The organism is Nocardia sp. NPDC006630, assembly GCF_040611495.1.
In the GTDB taxonomy this organism is placed as follows: Bacteria; Actinomycetota; Actinomycetes; order Mycobacteriales; family Mycobacteriaceae; genus Nocardia.
Genome location: NZ_JBEXOK010000023.1, coordinates 1 through 14629 on the forward strand (window position 1 = coordinate 1; position 14629 = coordinate 14629).

Sequence of the window (14629 nt, forward strand, 5' to 3'; positions counted from 1 at the left end):
CCTCTCAACCGGGGGGTATGAGAAGCCGGAACCAATAATAATATTGGCACTGACATTCATCGACACACTATTGAGTTCTCAAAGAACACACGCACACAGAACTTCGCGGGCTCTTTGTCCCGGTCGGTCTCTGAGGCAACTTTTACAGCTTAGCTCTTACCGCACAGCAGAACCAAATCCGCTGGTCAGGAGAGCTAGTGTGACTGTCGGGCGCTCCTCGTACAACCTCGTTTCCCAGGCCGTTAAGGCTCCGGGTCGGTGTCCGTGTCGCTCTGACTCGAACTAAGTTACGTGTCGCTACGAATGAAGTCAAATCGGCTGGTCAGGGGCTTGAACCCGGCAATCCGAACGAATGGTCTTGGTCGCGGACCGCCGAAGCGCACCCTAGAGGGCGTGTACGTCTGCGATTGGTCGATTACCACCGGCATCCTCGACGAGTTCGCAGAGCGACTCCCCGGCCATCAGCACAACGCGTCCATCCCCCCACACGCGCAGGACATCTCGCAGACGGCGGAGGCCGTCCCACAGCACGCGGAGTGGCGCGTCAGCTGGCTCCCGGGCCGGCTGCTGACCCGAGACCAGGCGATCGCCGCCATCGAATTGGTCGAACTCCTCTATGCCCCTGCCCCGTACAGCGATGCGGCCTGCCGCGCCGCCATCGCGGCGGCCGCCGAACTCGTCGGCGTCCGGCCCATCGATGCGGCGGCCACACTCTCGGAACGACATCCCCGGCCCTGACTCCCCCCACATAGAAAGCCCGCGAAACCACAAGGGCCGGTCCACCGTGAGGGTGGACCGGCCCGCGTCATCCAGCTACGGAGCCGTGGATCAGCTCGCGTTATCCGTGCACTTCGACGTGACCAGGATGCCCGGCCCACCCGACGCACTCAGCGACGACGGCCGGAACGCCTGCGACAGCGCCTGCCGCTCCGCCTCGAAACGCGTGGGCGCCGAGGCCCAGAAGTACCGGGAGTCGGAATCCGACGTCTTGGCGATGGCGCCGCAACCGTCGACGAAACGCACCGCGATGTGGCAGTACTCCGGGTCGCCGCAGTCGTTCAGCGCATCCCGATCCGCCTCTGCCCAGTTCGGGTAGTTGTATGCGGCAGACCAATTCTCGGTGTTGTCATCCCATTGCAGCAGCGCGATCGAACCGTAGAGACGTCCATCCGGTCCCGCTTCGGCGCTCGCGGATCCCGCGCCCGCCACCGCACCGGCCATCATCGAGACAGCCGCCAGCCCCAGGGCGATTTTGCCCATTCCAAACATTCGAGATACTCCCCATCAGAAACGGTTTCGCGAATGAAACCGGTTGTGACAGTAGCTCGAAGGTCCGACAAACTCGAGTCGATAAGACAGCTGCGGAAACGCCGAAGGCCGGCCCACCCGAGGGTGGACCGGCCTTCAGTTGTGTACTGCGAGAACCGAATCGGTTCGACGCGGACTCAGATCCGGGGGATCAGAAGTCCATGCCGCCCATGCCACCGGTCGGGTCGCCCGCGGGGGCGGCCTTCTCCGGCTTGTCGGCGACGACGGCCTCGGTGGTGAGGAACAGAGCCGCGATGGAAGCCGCGTTCTGCAGGGCCGAGCGGGTGACCTTGACCGGGTCGGCAACGCCGGCGGCCAGCAGGTCGACGTACTCGCCGGTGTCGGCGTTGAGGCCGTGGCCGGCCGGAAGGTTCGAGACCTTCTCGGCGACAACGCCGGGCTCCAGGCCCGCGTTGAAGGCGATCTGCTTCAGCGGAGCCGAGAGCGCGACGCGAACGATGTTCGCGCCGGTGGCCTCGTCACCGGTGAGGGTCAGCTCGTCCAGCGCCGGGGCGGCCTGCACGAGAGCCACGCCGCCACCGGCGACGATGCCCTCTTCGACGGCAGCTTTGGCGTTGCGCACGGCATCTTCGATGCGGTGCTTGCGCTCCTTGAGCTCGACCTCGGTCGCAGCGCCGGCCTTGATCACCGCAACACCGCCGGCCAGCTTGGCCAGGCGCTCCTGCAGCTTCTCACGGTCGTAATCCGAGTCCGAGTTCTCGATCTCGGTGCGGATCTGCGCCACGCGGCCCTTGATGGCCTCCGGGTCTCCGGCACCCTCGACGATGGTGGTCTCGTCCTTGGTGATGACCACCTTGCGGGCGGTGCCGAGCAGCTCGATGCCGGCGGTGTCCAGGGACAGGCCGACCTCTTCGCTGATGACCTCGCCACCGGTGAGGATGGCGATATCGGCCAGCATGGCCTTGCGGCGGTCACCGAAGCCCGGCGCCTTGACGGCGATGGACTTGAAGGTGCCACGAATCTTGTTGACCACCAGGGTGGAAAGGGCTTCGCCCTCGACGTCCTCGGCGATGATCAGCAGCGGCTTGCCGGCCTGGATGACCTTCTCCAGCAGCGGCAGCAGGTCCTTGACGGTCGAGATCTTCGAGCCGACGAGCAGGATGTACGGATCCTCGAGGGTCGCTTCCTGACGCTCCGGGTCGGTGACGAAGTAACCCGAGATGTAGCCCTTGTCGAAGCGCATGCCCTCGGTGAGCTCCAGCTGGAGACCGAAGGTGTTGCTCTCCTCGACGGTGATGACACCTTCCTTGCCGACCTTGTCCATGGCCTCGGCGATCAGATCACCGATGGACGAGTCGCCGGCCGAGATACCTGCGGTGGCAGCGATCTGCTCCTTGGTCTCGACCTCCTTGGCGGTCTCGAGCAGGCGGGCAGTGATGGCCGCAACGGCCTTCTCGATGCCACGCTTCAGACCCAGCGGGTTCGCACCGGCCGCGACATTGCGCAGGCCTTCGCGTACCAGCGCCTGGGCGAGCACGGTGGCGGTGGTGGTGCCGTCGCCAGCGACGTCGTCCGTCTTCTTGGCAACTTCCTTGACGAGCTCCGCGCCGATCTTCTCGTACGGATCTTCGAGCTCGATTTCCTTGGCGATGGAGACACCATCGTTGGTGATGGTGGGGGCGCCCCACTTCTTCTCCAGCACGACATTGCGGCCCTTCGGGCCCAGCGTCACCTTGACAGCGTCGGCCAGGGCGTTCAGACCCCGCTCGAGACCGCGGCGAGCCTCTTCGTCGTACGCAATTGTCTTGGCCATTGCGTTGAGATCCTCCAGATCAGGGGATTGACACGATCTGGCCAGGCGCGGTGCCCGCGACGGACGACCATAGGGGCCTCACCGTCCCGACCTAGCACTCACAGGTCAGGAGTGCCAAGCCATTTCTAGCACTCACACACCGGGAGTGCAAGGTCGGGGGTCAGCGCACCAGGCGGTCATCCACCCGCAGTAGCAGCGCAATCAGCGCATCGGTGCGGCGCTCCTCGGGAGTTCGCGGCTCACCCTGATCGATATTGACCAGCTCGGCGTCGTTCAACAGCAACTCCGCCTCGATCCGCATGATGGCGCGGACGAACACCGGAGCCACGTCGGGGGGCAGGTCACCGTTCACGATGAACCCGCCGTCCGGCGCCTCTTCGGTGGAGACATAGGAGAGCGCGCGCACCAGATCTGCGCGGCGTTCCCCTGCAACTAGGTCGGAACCTTCGTCGTCCGCCATGCCCACATGGTATCCGCCGTGGCTAGTGGGACACGTGAGGCGGGGTTCACTGCGCGTCAGCTGCGGGGTCCGCGAACTGCGCGAGCAGTTCCCCGAGGTCCGCCGACACCGCGTCCTTCTCCAGGCCGAGGCCGGAGAGCACGCCGGTCCCGGCCTCGACCTCCAGCAGGGCGAGCAGCAGGTGCTCGGTGCCGATGTAGTTGTGGCCCAGGCGAAGTGCTTCACGGAAGGTCAACTCCAGGACCTTCTTGGACTGAGAATCGAAGGGAATCAAGGCCGGAATCTTCTCCGCGGCGGCGGGCAGGGCGGCGGTGGCGACCCGGCGGACCGCGTCCACACTGACACCCTTGGCCTTGACAACCTGCACGGCAAGCGAATCCGGCTCGCGCAGCAGACCCAGGACCAGGTGCTCGGGGACGATCTCGGCATTGCTGCCATTGCGGGCCTCCTCCTGCGCGGCGATCACGACACTGCGGGCCCGGTGCGTGAAGCGCGCGAAACCGGTGCTCGGATCGAGCGCCGCGGCGTCGGCGGCATCGCCCGGCCCCTTGGCGACGAAGCGCTTCTGCGCGGCCTGCTTGGTGACGCCCATGCTGCGGCCGATATCGGTCCAGGAGGCGCCGGAGCGGCGGGCCTGGTCGACGAAGTGGCCGATCAGGTGATCAGCCAGGTCACCGAGGTGATCCGCGGCGACCACGGCGTCGGAGAGCTGCTCGAGGGTGTTGTCGGGGCGGGCCTTCTTGATGCCGTCGATCAGATCGTCGAGGCGAAAGGGAGTGGTCATGCGTCAACTGTAGGTTGACCATCTAGCGGTGGTCAACCCTTAGTTGACGATTCCGATGGGCGGATTCAGGGCCGCGCCGAACTACCCGCGGTGCGGACGATCTGCTCCTTGACCCAGGCCGCGGTACGGCCGGTCAGGACCGTGCGAGCGGGTGCATCGTCGGCGTGCACGAATTGCACGATGGCGTCGCGGCGGCCCAGGCTCACGCACTGCAGGACGTAGCGAAAACGCCGGGGCGCGGGCGTCTTTCCGGCGAGACGCGCGGTGAGGGCGGTCGCGGCGTATTTGCCGGCAGGCAGTGCGGTGGCGCACGCCATGCGCAATTCGCGATCCTCGGGACCGGTCATGACCGCCGAATCGCCGACGGCGTACACCTCGGGATGCGAGCGGGAGCGCAGTTCGCCGTCGACCAGGACGCGGCCGCGGGGATCCACGGCCAGGCCCGAGCGGGCGGCCAGCTCCGGGACCGCGAATCCGGCTGTCCACAGCACTGTTTCGGCGGACAGACTCGCGCCGCCGACCAGCTCGAGACCGTCGGCGGTCACCTCGGCGACCTTCGCACCGGCGTGCACCTCGACGCCCAGGCGCTCCAGCACCGCGCGAATGTGGGTGCGGGCCTTGTCCGACAGCCAGGCTCCCGGCTCCTCGGCGCTCACCAGCAACACCGTGAGATCCGGTCGGGCCTCGGCCAATTCGGTGGCGGTCTCGATACCGGTGGAACCGCCGCCGACCACCGCGACCCGGCCGGACAGCGCGGACGCTCGCCGCACATCCTCCGGCGTCGCCACCGAGTGGGCGTACTCGGCGACTCCCGGCACACCACCGACATCGGCGACACTGCCCAGGGCGTAGACGAGCGAGTCGTAGGAGACCGGCGGCGCATCCTCCAGCCGCACCTGGCGGGCGGCGGTGTCGATATCGATCGCCTTACCCTGAATGAACTGGATCCCCTTGCACTCCAACATCTCTCGAAGATTCCACCGCGGAATCTGCTGACCGGCGAGCAGCTGATGCAGACGCACCCGCTCCACCAGTTCGGTGCGTGTGTCGATCACCGTGACGCGTACGCCGCGCGCCCGCGCCGCCTGCCGCGCCGCCGCCAATCCGGCATACCCCGCACCGAGCACGACGATTCGATGTTCTCCGGTCATGAGAGAGCTCCTTTCCCCAAAGGACGACCCTGCACCGGGCCGACACTCTCTAGACCGGACAGCCCCGCGATCTCTGACAACTCCCGCATGTGTGCCGCGTCACCGACACGCGCAGCCGTGTTTCCAGACACCGAATCACGTGCCGCGCGCATGCCATCGCCCGAGTTCATGCACAACTGACCAGCTTGGGTGCGGCTAGTGGAAGCCGTAAGCCGTGCTCGGCTAACCGCTTGCGTGATGCGAGGAGGTTATGCCGTGCGCGAGGCAGCTTTGTCGGCGCGCACGAAGTAGGCCAGTTTGTCGGGGTTGACGATCAGCCGCAGCGAGGCGAGGTGGTCGTCCGCGAATTCGGCGGACGCGATCAGGATGGTCACGTCGGCCGCGCGGGCCACTACGGCGGGCGCACCGTTGACATCCTCGATGGACAGGGACAGGTCCGGGACGTCGTGCGAGAAGAGCCAGGCGACGTAGCGGGCCACACGGCCGGCGCCGAGCACGGCGCGGCGGGCGGCATTCACCTTGTCGCCGCCGTCCGCGACCGAGACGATATCCGCGGTGAACATGGCCTCCAGGGCCGCCACATCACCGGATCCGGCTGCGGTCAGGAACTTTTCGAAGAGGGCGCGCGCGTGCGCGGGTGCGGGATCGAAGCGGGGGCGCTCCTCTCGCACACGCAGGGTGGCGCGGCGGTAGAGCTGCTGGGAATTGGCTTCGGAGAGGTCGAGCATGTCGGCGATCTCGCGGTGCGCGTAGCCGAAGGCCTCGCGCAGGACGAACACCGCGCGCTCGGCGGCGGTCAGGCGTTCGAGCAGGGTCAGGAAGGCCAGGGAAACCAGTTCGCGCTGTTCGGCCGATTCGAGCGGGCCCAGCTCGCCGGTCGCCACCGGCTCGGGTAGCCAGGGGCCGATATAGGTTTCGCGGCGGGCGCGGGCCGAATCCAGCCAGGTGCGGCACAGATTCACCAGCACGGTGGTCAACCAGGCTTCGGCGGAACGGATTTCGGCGCGGTCGGCGGCGGCCCAGCGCAGATAGGTCTCCTGCACGGCGTCTTCGGCCTCGCTCGCCGAACCCAGCAGCCGGTACGCGAGTGCGAACAGTCGCGGACGATGTCGCTCGTATTCCACCAGCCCGCCGGCGTCCATCACTTCACCCGTCCTCGTACGTAGGTTCGAGACGATACGCCTGCGCGCCACCCCGCCAGTGATGACCATCCACACGCCCCTACGGTCCGCTGCACACCTGATAGGACCGCAACCGACACCGCGAGAGACCACACCCGGCGGCCACGCTGCCGGATGCACGGGAATCGGTTGCGCCGCACTGCCTATCGGCGGGACGCGCCGAGGAGTTACTTGGCGGCGCCGATGGCGTTTGCTACCGATGTGCCGGCGTAGGCGGGCGCGAGGCAGACGAGTTTTGCGGTACCGAGCGCGACATTGGGGCTGCCGTCGAATTTGGAACCCGGGTTGGCGGCCAGGACCTGCTGGATGACCTGCTTCTCGGTGTCGTTGTCGAGGTCGCGGAAATCGCCGCAGGTGGTCTGGGCGCCGTCGGGGGCGGTGGTCTTCTTGGCGGCCGCGGGGGTGGTGTTCGCACCGGCGGGCGGTTCGACGGGGGCCTCGGCCGTGGTGGCGGCGACCGGAGCGGAAGCGGGCGTAGCGGTGGGTGTGCCGGTGGGCGCCGCGACACTGCTCGAGCTCGGAGCGCCCTTGGTCTGGCTGCTCGCTTCGGTGGATTTTCCCGATCCGCAGCCGGCTAGACCCAGCACCAGCGCACCTGCGGCGAGGGCGACGATCACAGTCTGTTTCATACCCTTTTCCGAGCTTCCCGAGAGTGCCTGCGCACCGGGGCGCCCGGCGCTCGGAGCAGAGTACCCGCAGGCGACCGCTACCGGTAGCAAGAGCACTCCCGTATCGTCACTATCAGGCGAAATGAGACGAATCACGTGCAACCAGAGGAGATCTCATGCCTGCACCGAAAACCCCGATCGTCTTCATCCACGGCCTCTGGATGCATAGCGACAGCTGGACACCGTGGCTCGAGTATTTCGACCGCGCGGGCTTCGCGCCCATCGCCCCCGGCTGGCCCGGCGACGGACGGGATCCGGCGGCCACCCGGGCCAATGCCGAGGCTCTGAACAATCGCGGCATCGCCGAAGTCACCGAGCACTACGCCAAATACATTGCCGATCTACCGGCGCCGCCGATCGTCATCGGGCACTCCTTCGGCGGGCTCATCGCACAGCAGCTGCTCGCCCAGGGCATCGCCATCGGCGGCATCGCCATCGCGCCCGCGCAGTACCGGGGCGTGTACGTGCTACCGCCTGCTCAATTGCGCAGTGTCGGAGGGATTCTCGCGAAGCCCTGGTTGCGCCGCAAGACCTGGGCGCACACCGCCGACAGCTATCACCGCGTCTTCGGCAATGCCATCAGTCGTGCGGAATCGGATCAGCTGTTCCGGCAGTACGCGATTCCCGCTCCGGCCAAACCAGTGTTCCAGCTGGCCCTGGCGAATGTCAGCCCCGGGAGCGAAGTCAGCGTGGATGTCCACGCGGTGCGCGGGCCGCTGCTGCTGATCGCGGGCGCCGAGGACCGGGCCACTCCCCCGGCCGTGGTGCGCGCGCAATTCCGGCTGCAGCAGCGCAATCCGGGTGTCACGGAGTTGCAGGTGCTCAACGGCCGCGGGCACTCCATGGTGGCCGATCACTGCTGGCACAATCTCGCGGATCTCTCGCTCGCCTTCCTCAGCAGCCACAAACTCGGCCCGGAAGAATGAGAATCCCTGGGAGACAAGTTCTCCCAGGGATTCACCCAGTACCGCCGACCGTCAGTTCAGATGACTCTGCCAGTCCGCCGGGACCCGCTCACGCGGCCCGGGCACCGTCTGCGTCGCCGGATGGGAATGCGGTGCGGCCAAATCCGGCCCCTCGCCGTACATTTCGTCGGTCGCGTAGTTGTAGAACCAATCCTCGCCCGGCTCATAGCTCTGCGCGAACGGGTGCCCGGAATCCTTGAAGTGCTTGGACGCGTGCTGCGACGGGGAACTGTCGCAGCAGCCGACGTGGCCGCACTGGGCGCAGCGGCGCAGATGCAACCACCAGCCCTGAGCGGCGTCGCAGTCCTGACAACCGGGGCCGCTGGGGGCCGCGGACGGATCGATACCCTCGATCTTCTCCGACATCACTGGTCTCCTGTATCAGCTTGCCATGCTTACGGTTTCGATATTCCCAGGCACATCGACGCGCTCGAACGGAATCCGCACGATGAACCGGGTATCGCCCGGCTCCGACTCCACCCGGATATCGCCGTGATGCTTGTTCACCACAATGCGGAATGAGATATCCAGTCCCAGACCGGTTCCCTCGCCCACCGGCTTGGTGGTGAAGAACGGTTCGAAGATGCGGGTGCGGATCTCCTCCGGCACGCCCGGCCCGGTATCGCCGATTTCCACTGCGACACAGGGACCGTCGCGGTAGGTGCGCACGGTGAGGGTGCCGCGGCCGTTCATGGCCGAGATGGCATTGTCGATCAGATTGGTCCACACCTGATTCAGTTCCGCCGCATAGCAGGGCACCGGCGGCAGCGCGAGGTCGTACTCCTTGACCACTTGCACATTGTCGCCGATCTTGCGGCCCAGCATGACCAGCGTGCTGTCCAGCAGCTCATGGATATCGACCACCTGGAACGGGGCCCGGTCCATCTGCGAGTACTGCTTGGCCGCGTTCACCAGCGTGGAGATGCGGGTGGTGGAGTCGGAGATCTCGTTCATGAGCAGTTCGGTCTCGACCGTGTAGTTCAGCCAGCGGATCGCGCCCTCGAAAACCGCGCCCTCGCAACCGGTGAGCGTGCCGTGCACCTTCTCCAGCCAGTCGATATCGAAACCGGCCTGTACGAAGGTCGGGGCGATATCCCAGCCGTTGGCGATATCGTGCGCCTCCAGCCAATCGCCGAGCTCGTCCTCGCGATCGGCCGCCTCCAGCGGGGTCAGCGTCGGCGCCTTCGCCACCTGGGCGGCGGCCTCCTCCTGCAATTGCGCCAGCGCCTCCATGGTCGCGGAGTCGAACTTGCCGTGCGCCATCATCTTCAGCTTGTGCCGCATACCGGCCACGCGTTCCCGCAGCGAGGAGGTGGCGCGCACGGCCGCCGCGGCCGGATTGTTCAGCTCGTGCGTCAGGCCCGCCGACAGCGAACCCAGCGCCAGCAGGCGTTCGCGCTGCCCGATGATCTCATTCGAATTGCGATTGCCGAAGAACACACCCTCCAGCAGATGCAATGCCATCGGGAACCATTCCTTCATCATGTGCGAGAAGGTTCCGGCATCGAGCACAAAGAATTTCGACGGCTTGGTCACATAGAAGGACGCGCTGTAGTTCTGGTCGACCTTATCGCCCATGTACGCGGTCCACGCGCCCGAATACGACCCGTGATGATCGGTGCGGACGAGTTCGATCTCCTCGCCGCCCGAGATCTTGGTCATCCGGACCTCGCCCTCCATGAGGACGTAGAAGCAGGTGGCCGGCTCGCCCTCGCGGAAGACCAGACCCGGTTCGAAACGCTCGACCCGGCCGTCCTTGCACAGCCAGGCCAGCTGTTCGTCGGTCAGCTTCTCGAAGAGGAACAGGTCCCGTAGTTCATTGGGATCGCAGATCAGTGATGTTGTTCCCACGATTGCACTCCTACTGTTTCGCGATCCAGCGGTGGACCAGCATGACGGCCATCGCGCCCTCGCCGACGGCGGACGCCACCCGCTTCGCCGATTCCGAACGTACGTCGCCGGCCACGAAAACGCCGGGAACGCTGGTCTCCAGATGTTGCGGCGGGCGCGGTAGCTCCCAGCCCGCCGGGCGATTGCCGTCGACCATCAGATCGGGTCCGGCCAGGACATAGCCCTTGTCGTCCCGGTGGACGACACCGTCGAGCCATTCGGTTTCGGGGGCAGCGCCGATGAACAGGAACAACCGTTCGGCATCCACTTTTTCTTCCGCGCCGGTGGCATTGTCACGCAGCACGATCCGCTCCAGATGATCGTCACCGTCCGCCGACACCACCTCGGTGCGGGGATGCACCTTGATATTCGGGATCTGCTCGATCTGCTGGATCAGATAGTGCGACATGGAATCCACCAGCGAGGTCGCGCGCACCAGAATGTGCACGGTGCGCGCGTGCCGGGACATATAGACCGCCGCCTGACCTGCCGAATTCGCGCCGCCGACAATGTAGATGTCGCGGTCGCTGCAATCGGAGGCCTCGGTCATCGCGGAGCCGTAGTAAACGCCGCGCCCGGTGAAATCGTCCACCCCGGGCGCTGGATGATGCCGGTAGTTGACGCCGGTCGCGATCAATACGCTGTGGGCGGAAATGCTGCCGCCGTCCGCGAACTTCACCACCCGCGCGGCGCCGCACGGTTCCAGGCTGACCACCTCGCGTGCGGTGATGAGTTCGGCGCCGAATTTGACGGCCTGCCGCCGCGCCCGATCGGCCAGCTGGGAACCGGATACTCCGTCCGGGAAGCCCAGATAGTTCTCGATGCGCGAGCTCTGGCCCGCCTGCCCGCCCGTCGCGGTGCGCTCGACCAGGACCGTGCGCAAGCCCTCCGACGCGCCGTACACCGCCGCGCCCAGACCGGCCGGGCCGCCGCCGACCACGATCAGGTCGTAGAACTCGCTGGCGGGAACGATATTGAGACCGACCGCGGCCGCCAATTCCGAGTCCGACGGCATGCGCAGCACTTCACCGGACTGATTGATGACGACCGGGCAATCGTCCTCGGTGGCATTCGCGGCGGCCAGCATCCGCGCGCCCTCGGGCTCGTCGACCTGGTACCAGCGATACGACAACTGATTGCGCGCCAAGAACTCCCGGACCTCGGAGCAGCGGGCCGACCAGCGGTGGCCCACCACCTTGGTCTCCGTCACCGGCTTGTGGTCATCGCTGCGCCAGGCGTCGAGCAGGGCGTCGATCACCGGATAGAGCTTCTCCTCCGGCGGATCCCACGGCTTGAGCAGGTAGTGATCCAGATCGACCACATTGATGGCCTCGATCGCGGCATCGGTGTCGGCGTAGGCGGTGAGCAGCACCCGCCGCGCGTGCGGATGCAGGTCCATGGCCTGCTCCAGGAATTCGACGCCGTTCATGCCCGGCATCCGATAGTCGGCGATCAGGACCGCGACCGGCTGGCCGCGCAGTTTCAATTCCCGCAGTACCTCGAGCGCGTCGGCACCCGACTCCGCCCGCAGGATCCGGTAATCCGCGCCGAACCGGCGGCGCAGATCACGAACCACGGCACGGGAGACGCCGGGATCGTCGTCCACGCTGAGGATGGCCGGTTTGGCGGCAGCTGGTGAAGTCACCTAAAGAGTATGAGCCGAGTTGGCAAGTGATTTCGGCCTGCGCTGCCCCCGAGAGACGATCGCCACGTCAGATCCGGTGGTGCTGAACGATATCGAGCTCGTTCGGTGTGAGCAGTCGCTCCAACCGTTCTTCGAGTTGACCGTTCGGTCTGGTCCGTCTCGGCCGGCCGGGAGGTTGCGCGGCGTCGCGGTTCTCGTCGGCTGGCAACAGCGGAACCGTCTTGGTTCTGCGATGCAGGAGCGATAGCAATTTCACGGCCGATCACCTCACGTTTCGCATCGGAAGCTGGTGGCCTTAACTGTTAATTCGTCTGTCACACATTGTGCGTTAGCCATTACCTTCAGCAATGCGGCAACACAGGAATGTGATGCAGTTGATTTTCAGTGTTCGGTTCGATGTTCGAATGGGAACTAGGATCGCTGGTATCTATCGTCACATCTCCCGGAGGCAGCGTTGCCGAACACTCTCGAAGCCACCATCGACATCGCCGCACCGCCTGAGCAGGTCTGGAGCATTGTCTCCGATCTCAAGCGGATGCCGGAATTCAGTCCGAGCACCGTGCGCGTGCTGCCGCTCGGAAAGATCCGCACCGGCACCTGGGTCGTGAATCTCAATCGCGACGGCGCCAAGTACTACCCCACTTCGTCCCGGGTGGTGCGTTATGAACCCAACCGGGCCATCGCCTACCGGATGAACGAGAACCGCACGATCTGGAGCTTCACGCTCGAGCCCACCGAAACGGGCACCCGGGTCGTGCAGCGTCGCGATGTCCCCAATGGGGTCAGCTGGCCCGTCCGGCGCATGATCGAGGCGGTGCTCGGCGGCGAACAGCCCTTCGAGGCGAATCTCGTCAGCGGTATGAACGAAACCCTCGGCAAGATCAAGCAGACCCTCGAAAGCTGATCTGCGTGTTGTCCGGTGGCGCCGCGGGCGGATAAGTAGGTTCGCGGTATGCGACGACTTATAGGTATCTGTGCCGCGGCCACCGGTCTCGCGCTCCTGCTCACCGGTTGTGGTTCCGATAACGACCGGTCGGTGACCGTGGCCGGCAACGGCAAGGTGCAGGGCGTTCCCGATGTGCTCACGGCCGATCTCGGAGCCCAGGTGAACGCCGCCGACGTGTCCACCGCCGTCGACGGTGTCAACGGCAAGGCCAAGGCCATGACCGACGCCATGGTCGGGGCGGGCATCAAGCGCGAGGACGTACAGACCAGCGAGCTGTCCGTGCAGCCCACCTACGGCCCGGAGGGCCACACCATCACCGGGTACCAGGCCACCAATTCCGTGCATATCGCGGTGCACGATCTGCCCAAGGCCTCGGCCATCCTGGATGCTGCGGTCAAGGCCGGCGGCAATGACACCCGGGTCAGCTCGGTGGCCTTCAGTCTCGAGGACAACACCAAACTGCTGGCCGATGCGCGCGCCCGCGCGTTCGACGACGCCAAGGCGCGCGCTCAGCAGTACGCCGACCTCGCGGGGCTGAAACTCAAGAGCGTCAAGACGATCAGCGAGGGCGGTGGCGGCAATACCCCGCCGACCGCCGCGCGCGATGCGGCGCCCGCGCCGAGCTTCAGCCTCGAACCCGGCCAGCAGACAGTGACTTTCACCGTCAATGTGGTGTGGGAACTCGGGTAGTTACTTCCAGTTCGGAAGCGTCACAACCTGTGCGGCGTAGGACAGGCCCGCACCGAAGGCGATGAGCAGTGCGGTGCCGCCCGGTTTGGCATCGCCCTCGCGCAGTAGTGCCTCGATGGCCAGCGGGATCGAGGCGGCCGAGGTGTTGCCGGTCTCCTCGATGTCATTGGCCAGGGCGCAGTGATCGGGCAGATGCAGCACCCGGGCCATGATCTCGATGATCCGGCCATTGGCCTGGTGCGGGACCATGGCGTCGAGATCGTCGGTCGTCAGGCCCGCGACCTCGATGGCCTCCCGGCACACCTTTTCCAGAGAGTGTGCGGCCCAGCGGAATACGGCCGTGCCCTCCATGGCGAGGTAGGGCCGGACCGCGGCCGTGCCCTGCGCGTCGATCTCGCGGAAGAAGTCCATCCAGTCCTTGTCCTGGCGGATGGCGTGATGCTGGGTGCCGTCCGAACCCCACACGGTAGGACCGATGCCGGGTTCGTCGGAGGCGCCCACCACGACCGCGCCCGCACCGTCTGCGAACAGGAACGCGGTGCTGCGATCGGCCGGATTGACCGTGTCGGTGAGCCGCTCCACGCCGATGACCAGCACGTTCCGGGCGGTGCCGCCCTTCACCAGATCGGAGGCCACCGCCAGCGCGTGGCAGAAACCGGCGCAGCCCGCGGAGATATCGAAGGCGGCGACGCCATTGCAGCCGAGTTCGGTCGCGATCTGCGGTGCGGCGGCCGGTGTCAGCAGCAGCCAGGTCGAGGTGGCGACAATGACGCAGTCGATATCGCCGGCGCCGATCTCGGCGGCTTCGAGCGCATCGCGGGCGGCCGCGGCGCTCATGAAGATGATCGTCTCGTCTTCCGAGGCGAAGCGGCGATTGCGGATACCGGAGCGGGTCCGGATCCATTCGTCGCTGGACTCGATCGGTCCCGCGACTTCCTCGTTGGTGACGACCCGTGCAGGGCGATATACGCCGAGTCCGCGTATTGCGGTGTGCTCTACCCCGCTGATCGAGGCAATTCGAGCAGCCATGGTGCTTCTCCTATGTACTGCGCTTCGAACATGACCTTCATCGGGTTGTTCCCCCACCCCCTTGCGGCCACGATGCCGCAGACATGAGGCCCCCTCATATTAATCGAAACAGCTTCCCATGCATGTGGGTTCGATCAC

Annotated in this window: 15 protein-coding genes; 4 read left to right on the top strand and 11 right to left on the bottom strand. The window is 66.0% G+C overall.

The annotated features are described in order from the left end of the window. The first annotated feature begins 393 nt into the window (after positions 1-393). Complete coding sequence (locus ABZX86_RS39490) at positions 394-738, top strand: hypothetical protein (protein WP_327142570.1); 345 nt, start codon at positions 394-396, stop codon at positions 736-738. Positions 739-828: 90 nt separating this feature from the next. Here ABZX86_RS39490 and ABZX86_RS39495 read toward each other — a convergent pair whose 3' ends face one another. The 7 genes from ABZX86_RS39495 to ABZX86_RS39525 form a co-directional block, all read right to left on the bottom strand. Next, positions 829-1260: a DUF4189 domain-containing protein gene (locus ABZX86_RS39495; protein WP_327142571.1), complete on the bottom strand. Its 432-nt coding sequence runs from the start codon at positions 1258-1260 to the stop codon at positions 829-831. 199 nt (positions 1261-1459) lie between these two features. Continuing rightward, the gene (gene groL, locus ABZX86_RS39500; protein ID WP_327142572.1) at positions 1460-3082 is read right to left on the bottom strand and encodes a chaperonin GroEL; all 1623 of its coding nucleotides are present in this window, start codon (positions 3080-3082) and stop codon (positions 1460-1462) included. 160 nt (positions 3083-3242) lie between these two features. Further along, positions 3243-3542, bottom strand: coding sequence for a hypothetical protein (locus ABZX86_RS39505; RefSeq protein WP_327142573.1), 300 nt, complete (start codon positions 3540-3542; stop codon positions 3243-3245). A gap of 46 nt (positions 3543-3588) precedes the next feature. Beyond that, complete coding sequence (locus tag ABZX86_RS39510; RefSeq protein WP_355131475.1) at positions 3589-4326, bottom strand: Clp protease N-terminal domain-containing protein; 738 nt, start codon at positions 4324-4326, stop codon at positions 3589-3591. A gap of 65 nt (positions 4327-4391) precedes the next feature. Next, positions 4392-5477: an FAD-dependent oxidoreductase gene (locus tag ABZX86_RS39515; protein WP_355131477.1), complete on the bottom strand. Its 1086-nt coding sequence runs from the start codon at positions 5475-5477 to the stop codon at positions 4392-4394. Between the two features lie 248 nt (positions 5478-5725). Further along, positions 5726-6619 (bottom strand): RNA polymerase sigma-70 factor, encoded by an 894-nt coding sequence (locus ABZX86_RS39520; RefSeq protein WP_355131535.1) that lies wholly within the window; start codon positions 6617-6619, stop codon positions 5726-5728. A gap of 206 nt (positions 6620-6825) precedes the next feature. Further along, positions 6826-7287 (bottom strand): hypothetical protein, encoded by a 462-nt coding sequence (locus tag ABZX86_RS39525; protein WP_355131479.1) that lies wholly within the window; start codon positions 7285-7287, stop codon positions 6826-6828. 155 nt (positions 7288-7442) lie between these two features. On the opposite strand from ABZX86_RS39525, the gene ABZX86_RS39530 reads away from it, so the two are divergent. Next, a complete protein-coding gene (locus ABZX86_RS39530) occupies positions 7443-8252 on the top strand; it encodes an alpha/beta fold hydrolase (RefSeq protein WP_355131481.1) in 810 nt (269 codons plus the stop codon). Between the two features lie 51 nt (positions 8253-8303). Here ABZX86_RS39530 and ABZX86_RS39535 read toward each other — a convergent pair whose 3' ends face one another. The 3 genes from ABZX86_RS39535 to ABZX86_RS39545 are packed head-to-tail and all read right to left on the bottom strand — an operon-like array spanning position 8304 to position 11826. Next, a complete protein-coding gene (locus ABZX86_RS39535; protein WP_355131483.1) occupies positions 8304-8657 on the bottom strand; it encodes a UBP-type zinc finger domain-containing protein in 354 nt (117 codons plus the stop codon). A 15-nt stretch (positions 8658-8672) separates the two neighbouring features. Then, positions 8673-10142, bottom strand: coding sequence for an ATP-binding protein (locus tag ABZX86_RS39540; RefSeq protein WP_355131485.1), 1470 nt, complete (start codon positions 10140-10142; stop codon positions 8673-8675). Between the two features lie 10 nt (positions 10143-10152). Continuing rightward, a complete protein-coding gene (locus ABZX86_RS39545) occupies positions 10153-11826 on the bottom strand; it encodes an FAD-dependent oxidoreductase (RefSeq protein WP_355131487.1) in 1674 nt (557 codons plus the stop codon). A gap of 454 nt (positions 11827-12280) precedes the next feature. On the opposite strand from ABZX86_RS39545, the gene ABZX86_RS39550 reads away from it, so the two are divergent. Both ABZX86_RS39550 and ABZX86_RS39555 read left to right on the top strand, forming a co-directional pair. Beyond that, positions 12281-12730 carry an SRPBCC family protein gene (locus tag ABZX86_RS39550; RefSeq protein ID WP_355131489.1) on the top strand — a complete coding sequence of 150 codons (450 nt, stop codon included), beginning with the start codon at positions 12281-12283 and terminating at the stop codon, positions 12728-12730. A 48-nt stretch (positions 12731-12778) separates the two neighbouring features. Beyond that, complete coding sequence (locus ABZX86_RS39555) at positions 12779-13462, top strand: SIMPL domain-containing protein (RefSeq protein WP_355131491.1); 684 nt, start codon at positions 12779-12781, stop codon at positions 13460-13462. Here the strand turns inward: ABZX86_RS39555 and ABZX86_RS39560 are convergent, their stop codons facing one another. Next, positions 13463-14491, bottom strand: a complete 1029-nt coding sequence (locus ABZX86_RS39560; RefSeq protein ID WP_355131493.1) for a beta-ketoacyl-ACP synthase III — start codon at positions 14489-14491, stop codon at positions 13463-13465. Between the last annotated feature and the right edge of the window lie 138 nt (positions 14492-14629).